General features: G+C 61.0%; 13 protein-coding genes. 4 read left to right on the top strand and 9 right to left on the bottom strand.

What is annotated here, in order from left to right; genetic code table 11:
* The 5 genes from BX591_RS24525 to BX591_RS24505 are packed head-to-tail and all read right to left on the bottom strand — an operon-like array spanning window position 1 to window position 12,149.
* On the bottom strand, window positions 1–915 hold the full coding sequence (locus tag BX591_RS24525; protein WP_111933990.1) for a UDP-3-O-acyl N-acetylglycosamine deacetylase: 915 nt from the start codon (window positions 913–915) through the stop codon (window positions 1–3).
* The gene (locus tag BX591_RS24520) at window positions 915–8,630 is read right to left on the bottom strand and encodes a type I polyketide synthase (protein ID WP_111933893.1); all 7,716 of its coding nucleotides are present in this window, start codon (window positions 8,628–8,630) and stop codon (window positions 915–917) included. The genes BX591_RS24525 and BX591_RS24520 overlap by 1 nt, the downstream gene beginning before the upstream one ends.
* Window positions 8,627–10,162: an LTA synthase family protein gene (locus BX591_RS24515; RefSeq protein WP_111933892.1), complete on the bottom strand. Its 1,536-nt coding sequence runs from the start codon at window positions 10,160–10,162 to the stop codon at window positions 8,627–8,629. Before BX591_RS24515 ends, BX591_RS24520 begins: the two co-directional genes overlap by 4 nt.
* The gene (locus BX591_RS24510) at window positions 10,163–10,948 is read right to left on the bottom strand and encodes an SDR family NAD(P)-dependent oxidoreductase (RefSeq protein ID WP_111933891.1); all 786 of its coding nucleotides are present in this window, start codon (window positions 10,946–10,948) and stop codon (window positions 10,163–10,165) included.
* Entirely contained in the window at window positions 10,941–12,149 is a 1,209-nt protein-coding gene (locus BX591_RS24505) for a capsule biosynthesis protein (RefSeq protein WP_111933890.1), read from the bottom strand. Before BX591_RS24505 ends, BX591_RS24510 begins: the two co-directional genes overlap by 8 nt.
* Window positions 12,150–12,615: 466 nt before the next feature.
* Here BX591_RS24505 and BX591_RS24500 point away from each other — a divergent pair, with 466 nt between their 5' ends.
* The 4 genes from BX591_RS24500 to BX591_RS37000 all read left to right on the top strand — a co-directional run bounded on the left by BX591_RS24500 (window position 12,616) and on the right by BX591_RS37000 (window position 16,530).
* Entirely contained in the window at window positions 12,616–13,770 is a 1,155-nt protein-coding gene (locus BX591_RS24500) for a KpsE/RkpR family capsule polysaccharide export protein (RefSeq protein ID WP_111933989.1), read from the top strand.
* Between the two features lie 56 nt (window positions 13,771–13,826).
* Window positions 13,827–14,576 (top strand): ABC transporter permease, encoded by a 750-nt coding sequence (locus BX591_RS24495; protein WP_176343119.1) that lies wholly within the window; start codon window positions 13,827–13,829, stop codon window positions 14,574–14,576.
* Window positions 14,573–15,226: an ABC transporter ATP-binding protein gene (locus BX591_RS24490; RefSeq protein ID WP_111933888.1), complete on the top strand. Its 654-nt coding sequence runs from the start codon at window positions 14,573–14,575 to the stop codon at window positions 15,224–15,226. The genes BX591_RS24495 and BX591_RS24490 overlap by 4 nt, the downstream gene beginning before the upstream one ends.
* 422 nt (window positions 15,227–15,648) lie before the next feature.
* Window positions 15,649–16,530: a glycosyltransferase family 4 protein gene (locus BX591_RS37000; RefSeq protein WP_476739456.1), complete on the top strand. Its 882-nt coding sequence runs from the start codon at window positions 15,649–15,651 to the stop codon at window positions 16,528–16,530.
* Between the two features lies 1 nt (window position 16,531).
* Here the strand turns inward: BX591_RS37000 and BX591_RS24480 are convergent, their stop codons facing one another.
* The 4 genes from BX591_RS24480 to BX591_RS24465 all read right to left on the bottom strand — a co-directional run bounded on the left by BX591_RS24480 (window position 16,532) and on the right by BX591_RS24465 (window position 24,191).
* Window positions 16,532–17,650 (bottom strand): glycosyltransferase family 4 protein, encoded by a 1,119-nt coding sequence (locus BX591_RS24480; RefSeq protein ID WP_111933886.1) that lies wholly within the window; start codon window positions 17,648–17,650, stop codon window positions 16,532–16,534.
* 98 nt (window positions 17,651–17,748) lie between these two features.
* Complete coding sequence (locus BX591_RS24475; protein ID WP_167444604.1) at window positions 17,749–18,447, bottom strand: DUF1796 family putative cysteine peptidase; 699 nt, start codon at window positions 18,445–18,447, stop codon at window positions 17,749–17,751.
* Between the two features lie 116 nt (window positions 18,448–18,563).
* The gene (locus BX591_RS24470) at window positions 18,564–22,658 is read right to left on the bottom strand and encodes a glycosyltransferase family 4 protein (protein WP_111933884.1); all 4,095 of its coding nucleotides are present in this window, start codon (window positions 22,656–22,658) and stop codon (window positions 18,564–18,566) included.
* Between the two features lie 204 nt (window positions 22,659–22,862).
* Complete coding sequence (locus BX591_RS24465) at window positions 22,863–24,191, bottom strand: DUF4214 domain-containing protein (protein ID WP_167444603.1); 1,329 nt, start codon at window positions 24,189–24,191, stop codon at window positions 22,863–22,865.
* Between the last annotated feature and the right edge of the window lie 326 nt (window positions 24,192–24,517).

Genomic DNA, 24,517 nt, shown 5'->3' with positions numbered 1-24,517 from the left:
TCAAGCCGTGAATTCGGCCCACTCCCACGCGTGCGGCGTGGCAAGCAGTTCGGCAACCAGCCGGTAGTTCATCTCGTGACTCGGCCGCAGCGCGTTCACGCGACCGAGCAACGGCGCGCCGGCCATCGCCAGATCGCCCACCAGGTCGAGCACGCGGTGCCGCACGAATTCGTCGGGCACGCGCATGCCGCCCACCACGCGGTTGCCCACGATCGCCGCGGTACACGACAGGCGTGCGCCGCGCAAAATCGGCATCCCGCGCACGTAGCCCGCGAGAATCGCGGGAATCGCCCATTTGACGCGGCCATACGAACGCGACGGCGCGATCTGTTCAGCGAAACTCGCGGGTGTCAGCGCGCCGTCCCAGCGCAGTTCGCCGAAGCCCTTCAGATCGTTACGCACCGTCATTTCGTAGTCCGCCGACGGTTCGATCGAAATGCTGCGTTCGTCGCGCGTGCCCGCACCGTCGGCGATCCTCACCGGCCGCAGCACCCGAATGAAGCGCTTGGCGTGCGGCAAATCAATGCGGCCGCACGCGCGGATCGCATCGATCCACGGCTGCGCGCTGCCGTCGAGAATGGGCACTTCCTCGGCATCCAGCTCGACTGTCGCGCGATCGATCTCGCAGGTCAGCAGCGACGCGAGCAGATGCTCGACGGTGCGCACCCGCACACCGTCGCCCGTTTCGAGCATGGTGCACAGCGGCTGACCGCGCCGCAGCGACGGACTCACCGGCAGTTCCGCAAGCACGCGGCCGTCCCGCATGCGCCGGAACACGATGCCGCGCGGACTGTCGGCGTTACCCGGCAGAATTCGCACGTTCACGCGACGGCCGGTGTGCAGGCCGTGACCGCTCAAGCTCAGCTCGCGGGCGAGCGTGCCTTCGCGATCCCGCCAGCCGGTCGGCGCGCCGATCAGACGAGCTCCGTCGTGACGTCGGACTGCGCGGACGACGACGGCGCCGGCGAGGACAGCGCACCGGCTTGCGCCGACATGGCGTCCGCGACATCGGCCAGGGCATGCGCGCCGACGTCGAGCGCATGTTGTGCGGCGACCGCCGCCACCTGCGCCGCGACGCCGTTGTCCGCCGTCTCGTCCTGTGTCTGGATCGACTCGACGATGCGCTGCGCGAGCGAATGCACGGTCGCACCTTCGGCCATGGTCATGATGGAGAGCTTCACCTGGAAGCTCTCTTCCACCGCCATGCCGAGTTCCATACCCATCAGCGAATCCATCCCCATGTCGAGGATCGAGCGGCCGGTTTCGATTTTTTCCGGCGACATGTGCAGGATGCGCGCGATCTGCGCCTGCAAGGTTTCTTCCACCAGATGCAGCGCCTCCGCGAACGGCAGGCCGGCAATCTGATCGCGCATCCGCGCGCCGCCCTGGCGTGCCGGTTCGTGACTGCCGCGCGCGTGCAATTCGGTGTAACGGCGCGCCCGCGCCGCCGGCATGCCGAGCGACAGCGCTTGCCAGTCGAGCCGCACCACGGCTTCGCCCGCGTCGACGTCGAGCAGCGCGCGTTCGAGCGCATGCAGTGCTTCCACCGACGTGATCGACAGACCGCCGATGCGCGCCTGCAACGCTTCGCGCGTTTCCGCATTGCGTGCCAGGAAGCCGACGTCGTCGAGCGGCCCCCAGGCCATGTACGTGCCTGCCAGACCGGCCGCGCGACGTTGCACGACCAGCGCTTCGAGGAAACTGTTGGCCGCCACGTAGCTCGCTTGCCCCGGATTGCCGAGGAAGGTCGTCGCCGACGAATAGACCACGAAGAAATCGAGCGCCGCGTCGCGCGTGGCCTGGTGCAGATTCCACGCGCCCGCCAGCTTCGGCGCGAGCACGGCGGCGAAACGCGCGTCGTCGAGATTGCGCACGAGACCGTCGTCGATCACCATCGCCGAATGCAGCACGCCTTTAAGCGGCGTGCCGCGCTGGCCGATCTCCGCGAGCAGCAGATCGAGCGCCGCAGCGTCGGTAACGTCGCACGCGGCGACATGCACCTGGGTGCCGTTTTCGTCGTGCCAGCGCGCGGCTTGCGCGGCGAACTCCGGCGTCAGCGTGCCGGAACGGCTGGCCAGCGTCAGATGCCGCGCGCCGCGCGACATCATCCAGCGGGCGGTGGCAAAGCCCAGACCGCCGGTGCCGCCGACGATCAGATACGCCGCCGCCGGATCGAGTCGCAGCGCCGCCGCGGCGGAGCCCGCGCGCGCCGGGCTCGGCGTGCCGGCCGGATAGGTCACGAGAATCTTGCCGATCTGACGCGCCTGCTGCATATGCCGGAACGCTTCCTCGACCCGCTCGGCCGGAAACGCGCGATACGGCAGCGGATGCAGCACGCCATCCGCGAACAGTTGCATGACGTCGTCGAACAGACGCGCGGTCAGACCCGGCAACGCGCTCATCAATTGATCCGCGTCGATGCCGAAATAGCTGATGTTGTTACGGAACGGACGCAACCCGATGCGGCTGTTCTCGTAGAAATCGCGCTTGCCGAGTTCGAGAAAACGGCCGAACGGACGCAGCGTGTCGATGCTGCGCACCATCGCCTCACCGGCCAGCGAATTCAGCACGATGTCGATGCCGGCGCCTTGCGTGCGTTCGCGAATCTCATCGGCGAACGCGAGGCTGCGCGAATCGAACACGTGATCCGCGCCGAGCAGGCGCACGAATTCGCGCTTCTCGCGGCTGCCCGCCGTGGCGAACACTTCCGCGCCGAGATGGCGCGCCAGCTGGATCGCCGCGATGCCCACGCCACCCGCCGCGCCGTGCACCAGCACGCGCTCGCCGCGACGCAGACGCGCCAACTCGCACAGCGCGTAGTACGCGGTGAAGAAGGTGGTCGGCACGGTGGCCGCTTCTTCGAACGTGAGACGCGCCGGTTTGTGCGCGATCGCCTCGGCCTTGGTCCACACATGGCTCGCGAACGACGCTGGTGCGAAACCCAGCACCGCGTCGCCCGGCGCGAACCGCGCGACGTCGCGCCCCACGCGCGCGACACGGCCGGACAATTCCATACCGATGGTCGCGCCGGCGAAGCCGTTTTCGACCGCTTCGTCGGACAGCAGGCCCATCGCGTACATCACGTCGCGGAAGTTCAGGCCGGTGGCGACCGGCTCGATTTCGACTTCGTCTGGCGCGAGTTCGCGCGGCGGCAAGCCGAACCATTCGAGGTTGCGCAACGAACCCGGCGACGCGAAACCCAGCACCGCGGCCTGGTTCTGCGCGCGCAGCGGCGCGGCGTCCTTGTCGCGCAACGCGGCGCTCGCGGCCGGCAACATGCGCGGCACGTAACGGCCATGCGGCGTCAGCAGCACTTCTTCTTCACCGTCGGAGGCCAGCAGCTCGCGCGCCAGTAGCGCGCCCGCGTCGCGGCAGCCGGCGCAAACATCGATCAGACGCGACGCCAACTCCGGATGTTCGTTGGCCAGCACGCGGCCCAGACCCCACATCGCCGCCTGCTCGGGACGCAGCGTGGCGGCCTGCGCGAACGGCGCCGCAAGCGGCGCGCCGCCACGCGTGACGATCCACAGTTGCGGCTGCATGATGCCGGCCACTGCCGTGAGATCGCGCACGAGCTGGGCCAGCGCGAGCGTGGTGTGTTGCTGCGCGAGCATCACGTCGGCGCCGTCCGCGTTCGCGGACAGGCTGTGATCCGGTGCGATGAACACCACGTGATGAACGTGGCCGGCCGGGGCGGCCAGTCTGCTCATGTCGTGACGCAAGGTGAGCAGCGTCGTCGTCGAGGTCGAATGGCCGGCGGCTTGTAACGTGGCGGCTAGCGTGTCGTTGCCGGCACTATCCACGCTATCCGCTGCGTATAGCAGGGACCAATGTACGGGCTGCGCCTGTGCCGCCGGGTTGACCCCGGCGACGCGCGAGACCGCTTGCGGTTCGCGCGCCACGATCAGCGTAGGCGCGCCTTCCAGATCCAGATGTTGTTCACTGTGTCGCGTGACCTGTTCGAAGCCGGCCGCTTCGAGCTGCTTCGTCAGCGCTTGCGGCGACAACCATGCCGCGCGGCGCGCGTTCGCATGCGCGGCCTCCGCATCGAGATCGAACACGATGTCGGCGAAGCGGCTGTTGCGCGGCTCCGTGACGACCACCAGCGCACCCGGCGCGAGCCAGCCGCGCAGCGCGGCGAGCAGCGCGCGCGGCTCGGCCTGCGCCGCCAGCACGTGGCTCGCGACGACCAGATCGTAGCGCTCGCCCGACTCGATGCCGGACAGACGTGGCGTCTCGCCGAACTCGATGGTGGCGATATGCACCGACGGATGCCCGCTCGCGTCGAAGCCGCTCAATTGTTCGTGCGTGCCCGCGATCGTGTAATCGCAGCGCGACACCGGCACGTGAATCGCCAGCGGCTGCAACACGTCGCTCGACGGCGAATCCAGCTCGAGCACGCGCAGACGGCGCGGCTCGTTCCAGCCTTCGATCGCCCGATGCAGACACTCGCCGGCCAGCGCGTTGACGTGAGCCCACGTCGGCGAGGCTTCGAAAAAATGTTCGACCAGACTGCTGCGCGACGGCGGCAGAATCCGCGCGCCGCTCACCTCGCCGCGCAACACGGCCGGCAGCGCCGCGCCGCAATGCGCGAGCAGCGTCAGCTCGGCCACGTGCGCGGGCGATTGCGCGATCAGCTCGCGCCACAGTTCGTCGATGCCGGGCAGGTTCGCGCAGGCCGCGTCGTCGCGCACGAGACGGGCGCCGTCGCGCGTTGCGAGACCGTCTTCCACGGCGATCTGCGCGAGCCGCGCGAGCAACGCGGGATGCGCGCAATCGGGCAGCGCCGCGTGCTCGAACACCTGCAGCGCGTCGAGCGCCTGCAGCGCGTAAGCGCCGGCCAGCACGTCGAGCAGCGGCAGCATTTCGGTCAGATGCGCATGGCGGCGCGGCTGATCTTCGCGGGCGGCGAGCGCGGCGGCGGCATCGGCCAGCAACGCGGCCGGTTCGGGCAGCGTGTGCGCGTCGATATCGGCGGCGAGCGGTTTGGCCTCGACGATATAGGTATAACGCGCGGGCGCCTGCTGACGGCGGCCCTTCAGATCGACGCGGCGGAACCGGCAGGCCCCCAGCCGCGCGACGATCGCACCTTGCGCGTCGGCGAATTCGAACGATGCCACCACCGAGTGCGGGCTGCGCCGCTCGATCCGCGCGAGCACGTAGCGGATCGCCTCGCCGCGCAGATAGTCGATGCGGCCGAGTTGCACCGGCACATACGCGGCATGGTCGAGGCCGCTTCGATCTCCCGCCGCGAGCAGCGCGAACAGCGGATGAAAACCGCTATCCATCAAGGCCGGATGCAACGCATAGGCACCGAGGTCGGCCGGCGCTTGCGCAAGCACGGCAGGTACGTCTACTTCCGCGAGCGCGATGTCGGCGTCAGCGTCGACGTGCACCGAGCGCACCCACTGGAAGGCCGGGCCGTACGTCAGGCCGATCGCCATGGTGTTGTCGTACAGCGTGGCGCCGGACATGGCCGGCTGCGCGAACAGGCCGGTCAGCGTGGCGGCCGGCAGGCGGCTCGCCGCCGCTTCGTCGCCCAGCGCGCAACCGCTCGCGAGCAGACGCCCCGTGACGTTGAGCGACCACGCTTCGTCGGACATGCGGTCGCGCGTTTCGATCGTGAAGCTCGCGGTGCGAACGTCGACGGTGAAGCGGAACAGCTTCGAATGCTGAGGCTGGAACACCACCGGCAGACGGATTTCGAGGTTCTCCACCGCGCAGCTCGCGGTGCCGAAATGCACGCGCGCGGCGGCCAGCGCCATCTCGACGTAACCCGCTCCCGGGAACGCCACGCCGCCATCGACCACGTGATCGGCGAGCATCGGCAAACCGGCCGGATCGAGCTGGTTTTCCCACGCAAGCGCGTGTTCGTGCAGACGGTAGCCCAGCAGCGGATGTTCGCGGCGCCGATTGACCAGGTTGTAGGCTTCGGCGGTCGGGCCGAGCCAGTAGCGTTCGTGCTGCCACGGATACGACGGCAGTGGCGCGTGCGTGCCCGCCGGTGCGAAGCGCTGCAGGTCGACGCGCGCGCCGTTCGCGATCGCCGCGTGGAGGGCCTGCTGCAGCATCCGCGCGCTGTCGTGATGGCGCTTGAGCGTGGGCAGCGAGCGGCCGCTGACGCGGACGTCGTCCAGCGTTTGCGTCACATAGGTGCGCAGAATCGAGTGCGGGCCGACTTCGAGGAACAGCCGCACGCCGGTTTGCGCCACCTGCGCAATAGCGTCGCCGAAACGCACCGGCTCGCGGATATTGCGCCACCAGTAATGCGCGTCGAGTTCGGTGCCCGCGAGTTCGGCGCCCGTGACGGTCGACACGAAACCGCGCGTCGCCGCGCCCGGTTTCAGATCGGCGAGGCCCTGCAGCACGCCCGGCTCGATCGGATTCATCTGGCGGCTGTGGAATGCGTAGTCGAGATCCAGCATCTGGAAAAAGCGGCCGCTTTCCTTCACTGCCGCTTCGACCCGTTGCAAGGCGTCGAGCGGACCCGCTAGCGTCACCGCTTGCGGGCTGTTCACGCCCGCCACTTCCACCTCGGCATCCACACCGAGTTGCGCGAGCAGCGTGCGCATGGCGGTTTCGCCGAGACCGGCCGCGGCCATGCGGCCGGTGCCGCGCGTCGCGGCCTGAGCGCGACTACGAATCTTGATGACGTGGACGGCCTGCGCCAGCGTCAGTGCGCCCGAGGCCCACGCGGCGGCGACTTCGCCGACGCTGTGGCCGAGGCACACGTCGAAGCCGACGCCGCGCGCTTCGATCACGCGCACCACGCCGACCTGTAGCGCGAACAGCAACGGCTGCGCGTGTTCGGTGGCTTCGAGCAGCGTGGCGCTCACGCCTTCGCGCAACGCGTCGACCAGCGACGGGCTACCGTCGGCGCACCACATCGCGTCGAGTTCGGCGAGCGCGGCGCCGAATGCGGGTTCCTGCTCGAGCAACTGCTTGCCCATGCCGGCCCACTGCGAACCGTTGCCGGAGAACACCAGCGCGAGGCGTGTGTCGTCGCTGGGTGTGTCGCCTTGTACGAGCGCCGTGGCCGTGTGATCCGGTGTCGGCGCGATCAGCGCGTCGAGTGCCGCGCGCGCTTCGTCCAAAGTTGCCGGCGCGATGACCGCGCGGTACTTCAACCATTGCCGGCGATGCGCCGCGTTCGACGCGAGCGTGTTCCATGGCGTGCCCTTGCCGAGCGCGGCCAGATAGCGCGCGGCCAGTGCCGGTAGCGCGGCGGCTGAACGGGTCGAGAGGATAAGCGGCAGCGGCGCGGTGTCGCTAACAGCGTCGTTGGCGTTGTCGGGTTCGTGATGCTTGCCGCCGGCCGCTTGCGCCGCGGCGACAGCACCCGGCGCTTCTTGCAGCACGACGTGCGCATTCGTCCCGCCGAAGCCGAACGAGTTGACGCCGATCGTGAGCGGCTGCCCGTCGCTATCGAGCGGCGTCAGGCGATCCACCACGCGCAGGCGGCCGCCGACGAAATCGATCGCCGGATTGGGGGTGTCGAAATGCAGCGTCTTCGGCACCGCGCGATGCTTCAGGCACAGAATCGCCTTGATCAGGCCGGCCATGCCCGACGCGGTTTCCAGGTGGCCCACGTTGGTCTTCACCGAGCCGATCAACAACGGCCGGTCAACCTCGCGCCCCGCCGACGCCACCTCCATCAGCGCGCGCGCTTCGATCGGATCGCCGACCGCCGTGCCCGTGCCGTGCGCCTCGACATACGCGAGCGAACGCGGATCGACGCCCGCGCGGTCGTACACGGTGCGCAGCAGCGCCGCCTGGGTGGCCGCGCCCGGCACGCTGATGCCGCCTTGCGAATAGCCGTCCGAGTTGACGCCCGAACCGGCGATCACCGCGTGGATAGTGTCGCCGTCGGCCAACGCGCGCTCGAGCGTTTTGAGCATCACCAGCGCGCCGCCTTCCGAACGCACGTAGCCATCGCCGCTTGCGTCGAACGCGCGGCAACGACCGCGCGGCGACAGCATCGAGGCCTTCGAGAACGTCACGAAACCGAACGGATGCAACAGCAGATTCACGCCGCCGGCGAGCGCCATCTCGGCGTCGCCGGATTGCAGTGCCTGACATGCCTGGTGCAAGGCGACCAGCGACGACGAGCAGGCCGTATCCACGGAAACGCTCGGCCCGCGCAGATCGAACAGATACGACAGCCGGTTCGACGCGATGCTGAGCGTGTTGCCGGTTGCCGAATACGGATCGACCGCGTTCAGGTCGTCGACGAAACGATTGCCGTAGTCCGGACTCGCCACGCCGATATAAACCGCGCAGTGGCTCCCTTCCATGTCGCGCGGACGCACGCCCGCGTCCTCGAAGGTCTCCCACGCGAGTTCGAGCAGCAGCCGCTGCTGCGGGTCCATCTGCTGCGCCTCGCGCGGCGAAATGCCGAAGAACGCGGCGTCGAAACCGGCGACGTCGTCGAGCACGCCGGCCGAGAACGTATAGCTCTTACCCGCTTCGCGCTTCGACGGATGCTGATAGAACGCCGTGCCGAAGCGTTCGGCCGGCACCTCGGTGACCGCGTCTTTTTCGTCGCGCAGCAGCGCCCAGAAGTCTTCCGGGCTCTCTACCCGGCCGGGGAAACGGCAAGCCATCCCCACAATTGCAATCTGTTTCGTCATTGTTCAGTTGTTGGGTACAGCGTGTGCGCCGGCTTGCCACGCGGCCTGACCGGTTCGAGCGATCGAACGAGGGCTAGCCCGAGCTGCTCGGCGCACAAATCTTTCCGGATAGCGGGCGCGTCGCCGTAATTGCGCCAGATGAAGTAATCGCTGCGGGACGGTTCGTACCCGAGATCGACGAACACGTGCGGCAACGCCGGCACGTGATCGCCGTAAAAACACAGCACCGTTTCGCGCCGCCGCGCGCGTAATGCGGCGATCAGGTGGCCGAGCATCGCGTCGGCGTTGGCGAGATGGCGCAGATAAGCGGTCAGGTCGCGCCAGCGCGGGTCGTCGCCCAAGGCGTGGAAGGCTGCGCCCTCGCCGGCTTCGACCCGTTCCAGATGCAGCGGGCCGTGGTTTTCCATCGTCATCGAAAAGATGAAGGCGGGTTGGTTGCGCGGCTCGTCGAGCGCGGCGACGATCGATGCGGCGACCGCCGTGTCCGACACGTACGGACCGGCGCGCGGCGCATCGGCGAACGCTTCGATGTCGATAAAACGGTCGATCTGCAGATGTTTGAAGGCCCGCTCGCGGCCGAAGAAATCCGCGTAGTACGGGTGAATCACCAGTGTTTTGTAGCCGCCGCGCTTGAACCACGAAGCCAGCGACGCGCAGGCGCGGCACACGAATGCGTACGGATAGAAACGCGCGTAGCCGAGTTGCTGCTGATCGACGCCGGTCAACACCGCGAACTCCGTGCGCATGGTATTGGCGCCCCACGCGGGCACCGTCAGTTCACCATGCTGGACCGACTCGCGACGCGCGCTGTCGAAGTGCTTCAGGATCGCGCGATCGATCGACGGTGCCAGGCGGCGCGCGTCGAAGAACGACTCGCTCTGGATCAGGATCACGTCGGGCGCCGATTGCGGCGTGCCGCTCGCGAACGGACCCGCGGCCAACGCCGCCTGCAATCGACGCGCCGTGGACGGCTGCATGCCGTTCAGCAGATACGCGACGAACACCGAGAAGAAGCCATGGCGCTTCTGGTCGTCGGCGGGATTCAGCGTGAGCGGCAAGCGCGCGGCGCACAGATAGGCCACGGCGAGGCCGGCGCAGCCCAGCAACGCGAGCGCACCGACCGGCCGTTGTGCAAGCGGCGTCTCCGCGAGAAAGCCAACGATCACCACCGCCACGCCGATCGCGATCGCCGCCACCGTGGCGACGCTGAGAAACGGCAGATAGAGCCTTGGATGCGAGAACAACTGGCTGAACAGACTCAGATCCGTGAATACGAACGGCTCCTGCAGCGACGCGTATTTTGCATTGCTCACACCGGCCAGCAACGCGACCAGCGCAATCGCGGCGAACGCCGAGAAGCGCACGCGGCCCGTGGCCAACAGCACCAACGAATAAATCAACGCAATAGCAGCGAGATGCAACGCGAACGACACCGGCGAACGGCGCAACGACGCGCGCGGCAAGGCAATCGCTTCGGACAGAAGCGAGAGACCGGCGGCGGCGATGAGGTTGAGCGCGAGCGTCGCTTGCAATCAGCGCTCCTCGCGTGGCAGGTACGACAGGCCGCCGAGAATCGCGTCTGCCACCACCGCGGGCAGCAGTGGCAGAAGACGCATGCCGAACGCCAGCAGGCCCGGGAACGCTATTTCCGCGCGACCGTTCTGCAATTTACGCTGAATGTGCTTCGCGGCTTTTTCCGCCGACCAGAGGAACGGCTTGTCGCCGGGGAAGACATCGCTCATGGCTGTCTTCACGAAACCGGGCAAGACGATCGACATGCGCACGCCGTCGCGCGCGAGGATCGGGCGCACCGAGTCGCCATACGCCTTGATTGCCGATTTACTGGCGCAATAGGCGGGCGAAATCGCCATGCCGCGCAACGCGGCGATCGAACTGATGAGCGCGACCTGGCCGCTTTTGCGCGGCCGCATGCGGGCAATGACCGGCAGCGCCGCGTGGATCGCGCCGTAGAAATTGGTGTCGACGATCGCCGCCGTGCGCGCCAGCCCTTCCCAATCCTGCGCGGACGCGAGCGTGCTCGCCGCGCCGGCATTGGCGATCAGCAGCTCGATCGGATGACAGTCGTCGAACTGGTCGAGCCATGCCTGCATCGCCGCGCCTTCACGCACGTCGATGCGGCCGGTGTCGACCTGCGCGCCTTGCGCGCGGCAAGCCTCCGCTACTGCGTCGAGACGTCCGGCATCGCGACCGATCAGACCTAGCACCACGCCGGGCGCCGCATACGCGTGCGCGAGCGCGCGGCCGAGCCCCGCGCTCGCGCCGGTAATGACGATATGGCGTGGCGCGGCGTTACGCATGCGTGGCCGCCTCGAGACGCCGCACTGCGCCGGCCGTCGCCATCGCGATTCCGCCGCGCGTGTAGAAGTCGCCGTTGATCTGCGTGTGGTGCACGACGTAGTCCAGAAAGGCCTGATACAGGTTCATGTCAGGCGCTTCGGCGTGCAGCCAGAAGTCGTCCAGCGAGCCCTGCCAGGTGAGACCCGGCATGCCATAGATAGCGGTGCCTAATGCGATCAAAGGACGGCGGTGGTGTAGCGCCGACAAACCGACCGTACTGTTCACCACGACCGCGCCGCGCGCGTGATCGAGCAGCGTCGGCAGATGGCCAGCGTCGATGAAACGCAGACGCTCGGCCATGCCCAGTTCACGCGCGAGTTGCTCGGCGTGACGGCGATAGTCGATCAGACCGGTGTCGAGCGGATGGTTCTTGATCACGAGCCAACTGTCCGCCGGCGCATGGCGCGCAAACGAAGTGAGTACTTTGGCGATGGCTTCGCGCACGCTGTCGAACGGTGAGTGGACGACGATCTGCGCGTCTGAATTCAATTGCAGCGGGAAGATGTAGTACGCGCGGCCGGCTTCCAGCAATTCGCGCGTGACCCGGTCGGAATCGCGATGATGCTGACGTTGACGCAATGCGCGAGCGGCCAGCCCGGCGTACTCGAAGAAACCGTTTCTCGGACGATGGCTGCGGTAATGCGGAAAGCGCGTGGCGAATAGCGCATTAGCGCCGCGATAACGGATATCGTGGAAAGCGCGTTCGTAGAGGTTATAGCCGGTTGGCTGCCCGGCCGGACCCGGCGGCGTAATGCGGCGCTGATCGAGATACCAGTCGGGGTCACGCGGCAATTGCGAACGGCCATTGACGCCGTGCTTTTCCAGTGTCAGCCAATGCGGGCGGACATAGCCTTCTTCGAAAACGTGGACGCGCAACCCATTGGCCTGGGCAATGGGATGCATTTGACGGTGAATGTCGCGGCAGTCACCGAACATTAAAACGTCGGTAAAGCTGTTGCCTTTCACTTGATTGGAATACCAGTCGCTTAACTCGCTCGCCTGACCGCTGAAATTTTGAGCATCGCCATTGCCGGCGTACACCAGATCGCCACCGCAAAAATTAACTCTTCGGACCGCATGGCCGCGCTCGCGCAATGCAATCGCAAGTCGGCTAAAGAATGGAGAAGCCGTGCCTTGCAGGGCGAGAAAGGAGCGGTGCATGTAAGTACGTCGAAAAGCGGCCCGAGCACGAAAGGAAAAGAACGCCGTACCGACGTGCGCCTCCCTAAAAACATCGGAATCGTTTGAATAGTGGCTTGCCGGTCTTAAGCAAGCTTCGGAGAATACATCATTACGGCATAAAACATAAGTAAGGGTAAGAAAAAATAGGAAATTTGTTGGAAGGATAAGAAGGTGGGATGGCGTAAGGGCATAGCGCGTGGCTATAATCGGCGGCCCTTGCTCTGTCGGGAAGGCATAGGTCAGCGATGTTTCGTGTAATGCTTTGCGCGCATGTCGCGCGTTTGCCATTGCGGAAATACATTGCGTAAGAATTTGCACTGGCTCACGTGAAACGTTTGCGCTCGCATGGAGTTGCAGATCTTTTTCGAGTGCCCCCCCACCCTTCTCTTTGCGACGCTTTCGCGTAGCAAGGGGATTGGAAGAACAATTCAGTTTGGATAAGACGTTGGAAACAGTATCTAGCAACAACGAGGCGCTGCAGCCTGCGGGGAAAAAGAAAGGGCTCGTCGAACGCATCAAGGGCGTCAATCGCATTTTTGCGCTCACCGTCGTCGCGCCGACCGCAATTGCCATTGTGTATTTCGGGCTGATTGCTTCGGATATTTACGTCTCGGAGTCGCGGTTCGTGGTGCGCAGCGCGCAACGGCAGGGTCAGACGAGCGTGGTGGGGGCGCTGCTGCAAGGTACCGGGTTCTCGCGTGCGCAAGACGATACCTACCCCGTGATTGACTATATCCAATCGCGAGATGCGCTTAAAGAACTCAACCACGGTGACTATATTGCCAACGCATACGGGAATCATGGCGACGTTCTGAGCCATTTTTCGCGCAAGCTGGACGACAGCTTCGAAGCGTTGTGGAAGTACTACGGCAAGCACATCGTTTCGGTGGATTTCGATTCGACGTCGGCGATTACTACGCTTCAGATTCGTAGCTATACGGCTACAGACGCTGCGAAGATCAACGAGACGCTGCTTGAAATGAGTGAGCGACTTGTCAATCGGATGAACGAACGCGCGGCGACCGATACTGTCGAGTTTGCACAGCACCAGGTCGACGCGGCAGCGAGCAAGGCAAAAGACGCCGCAGCGGCGCTGGCAACGTATCGCGACTCCTATACCGTGTTCGATCCGGAAAAGCAGTCCGCACTACAGTTGCAACAGGTCACCACGCTCCAGACACAAATGTTTTCTGCGCAAACGCAATTGCTGCAATTGCAATCGATCGCCCCGCAGAATCCGCAGATTCCGGTCTTGAAGACCAGCATCGATACGCTTAAAAAGCAGATCGAGACTGCAACGGGCGGCGTGACGGGCGGCAAGAACTCCCTGTCCAATAAAGCAGCGGCTTATGCGCGCCTGCAGCTTGACTCCCAGTTTGCCGACAAGCAGCTGGCGTCGACCATGGCGGCGCTGGAAAACGCACGCGCCGACGCGCAACGAAAGCAGCTTTATCTGGAACGGCTCGTGCAACCGAATACGCCGGATGTGGCAATCGAGCCGAAACGGCTGAAAGCTATATTCGAAGTCTTTGCTCTGGGCATGATCGCCTGGGGGGTGCTCAGTCTATTGCTTGCCGGTGTGCGCGAACACCACGATTGACGGAGTAGCAGACGGTGCACCACGACACTCCTTTCTTCCGGTCGCTGCAGATTCAGATGCGCGTTGTGGGCGCACTGCTGATGCGGGAGATTCTCACGCGGTATGGCCGGCATAACGTCGGCTTTCTGTGGATTTTCTTTGAACCGATGATGTTTACGCTTGGCATTCTGGCGTTGTGGACTGCCATGAAGGCGACCCACGGATCCACGCTGCCAGTCACTGCATTCGCCATAACCGGCTACTCGTCGGTGCTGATGTGGCGTAACTGCGCCAATCGCTGCGCGCTCGCCATTCTGCCGAACCATTCTTTGCTTTATCACCGCAACGTGCGCGTGATCGATCTGTTTGTTGCAAGAATATTGCTCGAAATTGCCGGGGCGACTATGTCGTTCACGTTCCTGACAATCTTTTTTGTGACTATTGGCCTGATGGCTCCCCCGCAAGATCTTTTGCAAGTCATGCTCGGATGGCTTCATCTTGCCGCGTTCGGCGCATCTCTCGGATTCATCGTTGGGGCGTTGAGCGAAAGAAGCGAAACGATCGAACGTGTATGGCACACCATCGCCTACCTACTCTTTCCGCTTTCGGGCGCCGTGTTCATGGTGGACTGGATTCCGCCGGCATTTCAGAAACTTGTCCTGCTTCTCCCAATGGTGCATGGCACTGAACTGTTGCGCAGCGGTTATTTTGGCTCCCTCGTGAAGCCACACTATGACCTCGGGTATATGGCGACATGTGACCTTATCCTTCTGTTCATCGGACTATTTCTCGTTCGAGACGCGGGCATGAGAGTGGAGCCGGAATGATCGAATTACAGAACGTCTGTAAGGATTACAACACACGCCAGGGTCGGCGGCGGGTGCTGAACGGCGTTAACCTGCGCGTTGCCCGAGGTGAGAAAATCGGCATTCTTGGCCGCAATGGCGCGGGAAAATCAACAATGATCCGCATGATCAGCGGCGCTGAGCCACCTACCGCAGGCAAGATTCAACGCCGAATGAGCGTATCCTGGCCACTTGCGTTTGGTGGTGCGTTTCAGGGCAGCCTGACCGGCATGGACAACCTTCGTTTCATTTGCCGGGTATATGGTGCGGATGCACAAGCCGCCGAGCCTTTCGTTCAGGAGTTTTCGGAGCTCGGATACTATCTGCGCGAACCGGTGAAAAGCTATTCGGCCGGTATGCGTGCGCGACTGGCATTCGCCATATCGATGGCGATTGAATTCGATTGTTTCCTGATCGATGAAATTGTTGCGGTCGGCGACAGTCGCTTCCATGCGAAATGCCATCATGAACTTTTCGAGCGAAGAAAAGACCGTTCGCTGATTATCGTCAGCCACGATGCCGCTTACATAAAGGCACATTGCGACCGGGCCGCAGTGCTGGTTGAAGGCAAACTGCACACCTTTGACGAGGTGCAGGATGCCTACGAGTTTTACCAAGGGAATTCGAATTGAGCGAGGTGGCGCGGCGAATCAGAGCATTCGACCTGATCAAGGCTGTGTGCCTGCAGCATATAACCGTGTGGCATCTGCCACGCTATTGCAAGGTGGCTCGACAGGCGGTAGTGGAGCTTAGCTCGCGGCACCGTGTCGGGACCCACTCGCAGCGACAACTACTGATCGACGTATCGATCATTGCGTCACACGATGCCGGGACAGGCATACAACGCGTAGTCAGATCGCTGGTTTTGCAACTCCTCGAAGCACCGCCACGGAACCTGCAAGTTCGTCTGGTACATGCCACACGGAAACAGTCGTATCGCTACGCGAACGCATATCTATCCTCGCTGACATCGACCTCCGCACCCACGATTGACGATTACGTCCGCGTCTCACACGGCGATATCTTTCTAGGCCTCGATCTTTGTAGTCGGACGATGCCTCGTCGCCAATTGGACTTACTCGGGTGGCGTACCAAGGGTGTTCGTTTCGCTTTTGTCGTCTACGATCTTCTTCCCGCCACTCACCCTGAGTGGTTCACCCCTCGAGCCCGACGGTCATTTAGCCACTGGTTGTCCACCTTGGCAATTCACGCAGACGCTCTGTTCTGTATCTCCAGATCGGTGTCGGAAGAAACCGCTAACTACATGAGGGGCCGCTTCGCTCTCAACGACTCGTCACCAAAAATAGACTGGTTTCATCTCGGCGCGAGTACTCCCCCTGACACATCGGCTCCTTTGCCCGAGAGTTTCGCGCTGCGCGAGATAATTGGCGGCCCTGCAAGGCCAACGGTGCTGATGGTCGGCACGCTGGAGCCCCGCAAGGGACATGCCCAGACTCTTGACGCGTTTGAATCCTTATGGAACCAGGGAGAGAGGGCGACGCTCGTTATTGCCGGAAGACAAGGCTGGAAGGTCGACGCGCTCGTCGAACGCATAAAGAATCACGCCGAATTCGGAAAACGTCTGTTTTGGCTTGCCGGCGCCAAAGATGCCGACATAGCAGGTTTGTACCATCACCTCGATGGACTACTCGTTGCGTCGGAAGCCGAGGGGTTTGGGTTGCCTCTCATCGAGGCTGCTCAACACGGCATGCCGCTTTTCCTCCGCGACCTACCCGTGTTTCGCGAGGTCGCAGGAGAGCATGCGACCTACTTTATCGCGCAGAACGGCCTGCAATTGGCTTCGCAGCTTTTGACATGGCTGAATCAATTGGCCGATAAAACGGCACAAACGACCCGCCAGATGCACACGTTGACCTGGGCCACCAGCTCCGAGCAACTCAAAGCTCTGCTTGCCAAACTCGATTTACAAAACTGACTTATGCAAACCGGCGGCACAGTTGCAAAGTCGATTCGGCACATTTAGCCCATGTTGCCCTGCTTGCCACGTCAAGGCCCCGCTTAATGGCCGACATGCGCCATTCTTCATCACCCAACACGTGAAGAATGCCCTCCCTTAGCGAATCGAGACTCCCAGGCTCCGCAAGCCACGCCGCTCCAGCCGCCACTTCTGGGAGCGAAGAACAGTTTGCAACGAGCGTCGGCACGCCACTGGCCATGGCTTCAAGGACCGGAAGTCCGAATCCTTCGTACGTGGACGGAAATATAAACGCGCGCGCCCCGGCATAAAGAATCGGCAAAAACGTGTCGGATACAAATCCAAGATATTTAAGCCAGCCCTCCTGTTCGCCTCGTCGAATCTGCTCCTGAATTGCGTCGCTCAACCAGCCTGAACTGCCCGCCAGAATCAGGGGGTAGCGGGCGCGCAGTGGCGCCGGTAGAGCCTGATATGCGGCAATAAGAAGGTCGATACGCTTACGCGGCTCTAGCGTAGAGACACAAAGCGCATACTCGCCATAAGCCAGCCCACGGATGGCGAGCTCAGTTGATTCTTCGCCCGAAGATCTTGGATAAAATTCAGGCGGTGCCCCCAACGGAATAGCAGTAATGCGGTCGGGATGCCAGTTGAAATAATCGATGACCTCTTTACGCGTGGCCTCCGAGTCGGTGATCAGATGAACGCTCCGCTTCAACGTCGCAGCGAATTTCTCCTCGAAGTGTCGCACGCGGGCAACAGGGTGTGTCTCCGGGTACTTGAATACGGAAAGATCGTGGACGGTCGAGATCCCCGCCTCCACCTGTTCAGGCAAAAAATAGTTGGGTGAATGGAACAGATGGCCGCGTAGGTCACGTGTCAGACTCCAATTTCGCCAACGCGTTGGCATTCGAAGACGCGACGCTCTACGTTTTTTAAAAGCGGAGCTCGTTCTGTCTCCAACAAGATCTTCCCGCCGTTCTATCCATCGGCCCGCAAAGAAAAATCGCAGCGAATCCAGATCGCCGCGAAGCGTTTCGTAGTGCCCTGCCAATTCCCACGTGTATCGACCTATTCCGGTCAATGGCGGTACGATCGAATCCACACCCAAAATCAGTTTCAATCTGCTCTCTTCAAAATGTAACGTGCGCCCACAACAAACAGATTACGTTTCCTTTTCTGCATGAAACGAAGTCTGCTGTAGGGAAGAACGACATCTCACTACCCCAGACTAGCGGGCTCGAAAATTCGAATTCGCTGCCGGGCAAATAGCTCGTCCCAGCCCTTGGGCGATACAGTGTAGTCGTCGGCGTCGCCATAGTTTGTCATCTCGTCAAACAGAATCCGGCCGTCGTCCAACGCCCCTTTCTTCCCCACATTGGTCACCAGCAGGGTTATGTCGGCTTGAGGAAACAGCTTGCAAAGAAGCTTGAATAGTGAACGGAAAGACTCGTCGCTATCGGGCTCCTGCGCAACCAGATTACTGTCAAAAACACTTCGATTACGCACGAACAGAACGCGCCCGGTTGCACAATCCGACATGAAACGGTTTTTCAGGCTGAGGAATTTCTCCCGTAACCCCGGTAGTTGCTCAGCGAGCGCCGGAATGACCTTTCCTTGCTCATCGCGCGAAAAATCATGGTGATGTAGCAAATTGAATTTCCTGCAGATCACGGTTTGTCCGTCGGTGGAGACTTGCAAATTTTCCGGATTGAAGAGCCCATCGAACTCTGTTTCGAGCAACTGAGTGATTGAGTCGAGCGGCGTGATCCACCAGTCAAAAGGGTATGTACGATCCGCTTTAAAGTAGCGCCGAAGGTTCGCGGTGAGCTCGCAATTTGAACCTAAACTTACAACCCGATCCACTACAAGGTCTGGCGTTACCTGGGCATCGGCAACATGCTCTGCGCTCACTTCCATGTTCATCTATTCCGTTTGTGTTTCATGTCCACACCGCCGGCGAGAGCGGCCTTGCGCAGCTCCCCAGACAGCTAAAGAGGTTGTGCAACCGGGAGCCGATCATCCACTCGCAGGCCTTAAAACGAGCCTAGAGATACCGACGACGGAAAGAGCGTTTTATCGAACATGCCAGCGATCGACTCCCAGCTATAGTCTAACGCCTTCGCACGTCCCAGCTCGCCGTGCTGAAGCGCCAGTTCGGGGCTCTGCAGATATTTTTTTACAGCAGTGCAAATATCCCCGACGGACTCCACGAGAAAACCGTCGACGCCGTCGTCAATCAGTTCCCCGAACGCCAGACAGTTTCGCTGTACAACAACGGGGCGACGGGCCAGCCACGCTTCCAGAACGACAATGCCGAAACTTTCGCTGTCGCTCATGTTGACCACGCAAACGGCATCCTGCAGTGCACCGAGCACAACCGATCGCGGCTGAGGGCCGTAGTAAATGACGCCGTCGGGTTCCACCGCCAATTTGTCGTCGTCCGGTCCTATCATCAGCAATTCCAGATTCACCCCCGAGCTTCGAAGCTGCTTGACCGCCTGCATAACGAGCTGATAGTTCTTGCCCGCCGCCTTTCTACCCAACACAAGGATGAAAGGAGCCGAACCCGCGTGCATTGTACGGAAAGAAGTCAACGCATCGGCAAGATGTTCGCTCTCGAATTCGGCGAGATCGACACCCCCGCCTGGAATGACTGTAGCTGGCGCATTTATCGCGTCAAAAAAATATTCCTTGCTGCACCGAGGAGCTGCAACAGTCGTATGGCTTGCCCTGAAAATGTCGTAAAAGTCCCGCCAGTGATAGTACCGATCCTCCATGTGAAAGTGAGGCAGGACCGTGTATTTCACACCCAATTCCTGTGCTACGCGAGCGGCCATCACCGATGTGGAAAACGGCACGCCCTGAATGAGCACCGCATCGTATTCAGCCATATGGGCATGAAGCCACGTCTCCATCGTCGCCGAATGAGGTCCACGCGCGCTAAAGAAAATCTCATCGCTACTGCGCGGGCGTTGATCCGTCAAGCGAACCAGACTTTTGACCCAGGCCTCGGAGTCCGAACGTCGCATCGCAACTTCGAAATCTTCAGTCAAAGGAATCAAGGCCTGAACTCCATTTCTGCGCAAGAAAATGTTCTTGATCAGAACCCCCAGCAACCGAGGATCCTCAGCCCCAAACCAGCTATCGCAGACCAATGTGACGACGGAATCTTTGTTGCGTTCGACCAGTCGCACCGTGAAACTGAAATCGTCTTTCACCGATTGCGAATGGATCTGCTCGCCGTCGTGGAACACAGTCACTCTTCTGGGAGTAGGGCTATATCCGTCGATCACGACTTCGGAAATGTTCGTGCCGACCAGGATCTCTGATCTGGAAGTCGTCCAGCGTTGCAGGCCACCGGGACCCGTTTCGGCAAAGTTCCAGCCTCCAAGCAGGCACGGTGCGTCCAACGCACTGGTCAACGACCTTGCGTGCGCAACCGTCTCCTCCGCCCACATCGAGAACAGAGACCGGCAACGATCGAGCGTCGCCTCTCTCTCTTCGATGTCTAATGCAAATCTGTGGACAGCCCTGGTGTACTGAGGGTCCAGAAGCGATGGAAGATTAGCTTCATAGTCGCCCGCGAAGTGCCAGCGGTTTCTTATGGTGTCGATCTCCGGCGCCGCCACGTCAATCTCATAGTTGCCGTTTTTCCAAAGCCCATCGAGAACGCGATTCAGAAACGACTCGGCGCCGCCGGGTGCTGGCTCCATGAATCGATATGTAACAACGAGCAGACGTTTTCTTACGCTGCCGGGAAACAACTCGCCCAATGCCTCTTGATATCGACGCCCCAGTGCCCCCCACGTGAGGGAATTGCTAACGTATTCACGCCCATTTCGCCCGATCGTCAGCTGACGAGAGGCGTCACGAAGGAGATTCCCTAGGACGGACGCGAACGTCTCGGCGTCCGACTTGACATAGTGGGTTCCGTCGACAAGTGCATACCCGCGAACGCCGAACTCGGTGCTAATTAGTGGCAGTTGCGCGCCGAGGAAGTCTGGAACCTTCAGACTCGATCCACCACCCGAGAACATCGGGTTGATCGCAATAGACGCTTCTTCGAAAAGTTGACTCTTCGTCGCCTCGTCGACAACACCGGCCGCGTGAACATTGTCGGGCATGTTCATGTAGGCGATGGCGTCGCAGACCGAGCCAACGATAACGAACCGAACGTCGGGAAGCTTTGGCGCAAGCTTTTCTACAATGAATTTCGCAGCGTCCACATTCGGCATGTGGCTACTGCCGACGAATATCGCCGATGCGCCTTCCGTTCGAGGAATCCGGACAGTCTTCGGACAGTTCGCGACTCCGTTCTCAACGACGATGCAACGCTTTCCGGCAACCCGCTCACGATAATAGTCTGCGTCGCTGGACGATACGCAAACGACGAGATCCGCGCGCGCGAGCAACGAATCCTCAAAGCATTTGGCCTGTGCTGCCCGGAAGGATCCGTCTCGCCGATGACTCAGGATTGAAGTTTTAATGACGGCTTCAACGTTATGCGACGAATACACGACGCGCTTGGCCGCAGGTACAAGCTCGGCTAACGGCGCCATGTAGCAATGCTCAAACACCACGACATCCGCTTCTCGCACCAGACGAGAAAACGTTTCGATCAACGATTTGTTCGACAAACATTGCTCAGCAGCTACCAGATCGGCCACTGAGATGTATTCACCCTCGCTCGATTGCGCCTCTGCCAACGTGTGCTCTGCGGTCTTTGCAACCACGATCTCGCCAAACTTCCGATGTGGTCTCCGACTGCTTTCGACAGCATCGCCAAACGAGAGAAACGTAACCTCGTTGCACGCACCGAGCGCATTCAGTAGGTTTGATATGCGAACTTGCCCACCTCCGGTCGCATTTCCAACAGCGAAGTCATTGACCACCAGCACCCGAAGCCTCGTATCGGCGGCGCTCCTGTCGCGGCCAAGCTGATTGCCAAGCTTTCTTTCGATCACATCGCGGACGTTGCCAGCGATGGTACGCCACGAATAACAGGCGTACGCCTTATCACGCGCGGCAGCACCCAGTTTTTCGCGGAGTTTGTTGTCTGCTGATAATTCTCTGAGCGAATTGACGAATTCTTCAGGCGACGCCACGATCGCGTTTTGTCCATCCGCCAGATCGATTCCACGCGCTCCGACCGGTGTCGTGAGAATTGCTGCTCCCTCCGCCATGTAGTCGAGCATTTTCAAGTTCGTGCCCGCACCTGAAAAAAGCGGATTTAGAGCAACAACGCACTCTGCGAGCAGGCGGTTTTTTTCGAACTCTTCCACGAAGCCCAAGCTCTTGCAGTTCGAAGGCAAATCCAGTGTAATCCGCTTCGATACGGAACCAAGGATCAGGAAGTCCAGTTCGGGAAACTCGGGGGCGAGCGTGCTGATAATGAAATGCGCGGCCTCCACGTTAGGTGGATGACCACTGCCCAAAAATACGCACGCACGTCGCCCGGCTTTCGCCGTAGGCTTGGTATCGACTTGCGGTGCGGACGGCCGTTCAAACCCGTTGGGCGCAAGGTATATCTTTCTTGAGTCGATGTCGAAATAGTCTGTGGCAAACCTCTCGCGCTCCTCTTCACTCGTAGCAAAAACGAGATCGGCGCGATCGAGCAATTTCGCCTCGAGAAACTGGACAAACGAAATGGCGTCATCCGCCATATCGCCGGAGAATACCTGCCGCGCCAACCGCCACTCAATATTCTGGGAAGCGTAAATCCGTGGCTTTCCGTCAAGTCCCCAATTTCGATCGTACGGTACGGTAAACGGCGATTCATGGACGACCACGTCCACATTGTTTATGAGCCTTTCAAGTTCAGTGCGATAGAGACTGTCATTCGCGCCGGCCAGAGCAACCACAAGACCGGAGCATTCCGCACCCAAGCCTGCTTTGTCGAATTCCCAATGAAGCGGATTTGAGACAGCCGGCTTCGGCACTCTAATTTCTCTGAAGGTCTCGCTATGCTCGATAACCTCGGTTTCGCGATCCGGATAGGTCAGCGTTAGAAGCGTAACGTCAAACCAGTTCGACAGATGGCTGTAGAGATAGAAGATTCGTTGTTCGCCACCACTCGACGGCGGAAAATTGGCGGGATAGAAGTTGCAGACCAATATGCGAAATTTCATGTCTTGTGGCAGTCCGTGCTGCAAGCTAAAAAAAACGACAGCAGATGGGTTGAAGGCAATGCACTACGTCGGCTAATGCCCGACGCGCCGTCGGATCCGACGACAACGCTCTCGAAGCAATTAATAACGCGTGGCCATCGAAGAACAGGCTCCCAAGGAGGTCTCCATTATTCAACCGATTTCTATGACCACGTAAGATCTTGCTTACATGCGTGTCGATCGCCACGAACGACTCAGGCCATCGGTTGCTTCGTTAGATTTTCCAAGGAAATCAAGCCTCCGCCGCAACTGCTCAACGGTCTGATCCGACTCCGATACCGCTGTCTTGAGGTTCGAGATCGACGCCAACTCATCTGCCAGTTCGCTAATGGATCGTAACGCCATATTAAGCTCGACCCGGCTCGCGCTGTCGCGTATCAAACTGACATACTGTTGCCCAAACGCTGCCAATTCATCACGGCCCACCTTCCCTCTCATTTCTGCTTCCAGCAGTTCCCTGCGGGTAGTCAGGCCGTCCAGCATCTCGTCTTGAGCCTTTGTGAGCAGCTTGACCGTCTGCTTTAAAAGAACGGTGTCGCTCTCCTGATCATCCACACGCAAACTGAGTTCGCCCAGCATAGAACGCTGCGTGGACTGGTATCCCAAATACTCTTTCTGTACGCCCTGAACATCGTTCGACAGAACTTCGACGTGTTTTCTGACGAGCTCAAACTCGCTTCGCACACTTTCTTCGCTTCGATCAGAAAGCTTACCGACAACCGATGATTCCAGCGTTGCCAATGAAGTCGCAAACGTGCTCTGACTAATCCTCGACGAAGCAAACTGAATGAGCTCATTGTGGCGTTTCTCAAGTTCGGAGAAACAAGCCGTCAAAGCCTCATCTCGAGCACGACAATCCGAGGTCAACTGGTCGACCAGAACGTCCGCATCTCTCTGCACCACAAAAAGCTGCGATCTAAGATCAGCAAGCTCGCGCGGCAACGCTAGAAGGCGGGAGAGTGCACCGAGGATAGGCAAGCGGGACAAGCCTTTGAAGATTCCAGTTCGGTCGGGCATGAGCCGCACGCTTCGACTCCGCGCTTCAGCGGAACGGGCAACATCCGCAACGATTTTTTCGCGTGACGCGCCTAAGGCCAACTGGCCGAGATAGTGCGCGCGGCCAACGTCATCCGTTGGTCGCCCAAGAAAGGTGCGATAAGCGTGGTCGACGAGTGCTTCACCGCTAAGTGCCTGAAACTCATCCATGCCGTACGCGTGTTCGGGTTCGATGAATCGTTTTGTCAGCGGTTGCACTACGCCACGCAAAACGCGTAAGCGACCGAGCCGATGCAAAGCACCCCGCAGCCAAAGACCTCTTATGCGGGAACCGAACTGCCTCCCTTCAGCAGACGCCGCAAGCGCTGCGAGAACAGCAATCCGTGGCCTCCCGTCTTTCAACAGACGGCCGTAGTGGGAAAACCCGTCACGATCCGGCAGACGCCCAAGAATGGTTCGATACGCACGTTCGATAAATTCATCGTCGCTGCCGTTCATCAACTGACGTACGTGAACGGTGTTTTGAGTCCTGCGAAATCCATTGTTCCCCGCATCAGAAAACAATGACTTTCTCGGGGCATACCGCAACCGGATTGGAGCGGGAACGCGCTCCGTTGCTGGGTCCGCGGACACCTGCGTTGAGCCTTTCACAATTACCGGCGACGCCGCATCACCCTTAGTCGGCCTCCGTCGATTTGATCGCCCGCCATTTCGCCCCGAAATCTCAGTTCGAATCTCACTCATTAATCGGATCGGATCAGGTGTCAAAGTTGGTCCCATAGTTGGTCTTAAATATCGCTCCAGACGTTTTTCCGTTCGAGCCA

This window comes from Paraburkholderia bryophila (assembly GCF_003269035.1).
Lineage (GTDB): Bacteria > Pseudomonadota > Gammaproteobacteria > Burkholderiales > Burkholderiaceae > Paraburkholderia > Paraburkholderia bryophila.
Note: the sequence above shows the minus strand (reverse complement) of the source record. Positions and strands in the feature narration are given on the sequence as shown.

What these genes read in the sequence shown, in the direction of transcription:
- BX591_RS24520 (WP_111933893.1), bottom strand. Translation starts at nt 8,630, where the DNA reads ATGACGAAACAGATTGCAATTGTGGGGATGGCTTGCCGTTTCCCCGGC.
- BX591_RS24510 (WP_111933891.1), bottom strand. Translation starts at nt 10,948, where the DNA reads ATGCGTAACGCCGCGCCACGCCATATCGTCATTACCGGCGCGAGCGCG.
- BX591_RS24475 (WP_167444604.1), bottom strand. Translation starts at nt 18,447, where the DNA reads ATGGAAGTGAGCGCAGAGCATGTTGCCGATGCCCAGGTAACGCCAGAC.
- BX591_RS24495 (WP_176343119.1), top strand. Translation starts at nt 13,827, where the DNA reads ATGCGCGTTGTGGGCGCACTGCTGATGCGGGAGATTCTCACGCGGTAT.
- BX591_RS24470 (WP_111933884.1), bottom strand. Translation starts at nt 22,658, where the DNA reads ATGAAATTTCGCATATTGGTCTGCAACTTCTATCCCGCCAATTTTCCG.
- BX591_RS24505 (WP_111933890.1), bottom strand. Translation starts at nt 12,149, where the DNA reads ATGCACCGCTCCTTTCTCGCCCTGCAAGGCACGGCTTCTCCATTCTTT.
- BX591_RS37000 (WP_476739456.1), top strand. Translation starts at nt 15,649, where the DNA reads ATGCCTCGTCGCCAATTGGACTTACTCGGGTGGCGTACCAAGGGTGTT.
- BX591_RS24490 (WP_111933888.1), top strand. Translation starts at nt 14,573, where the DNA reads ATGATCGAATTACAGAACGTCTGTAAGGATTACAACACACGCCAGGGT.
- BX591_RS24465 (WP_167444603.1), bottom strand. Translation starts at nt 24,191, where the DNA reads ATGAACGGCAGCGACGATGAATTTATCGAACGTGCGTATCGAACCATT.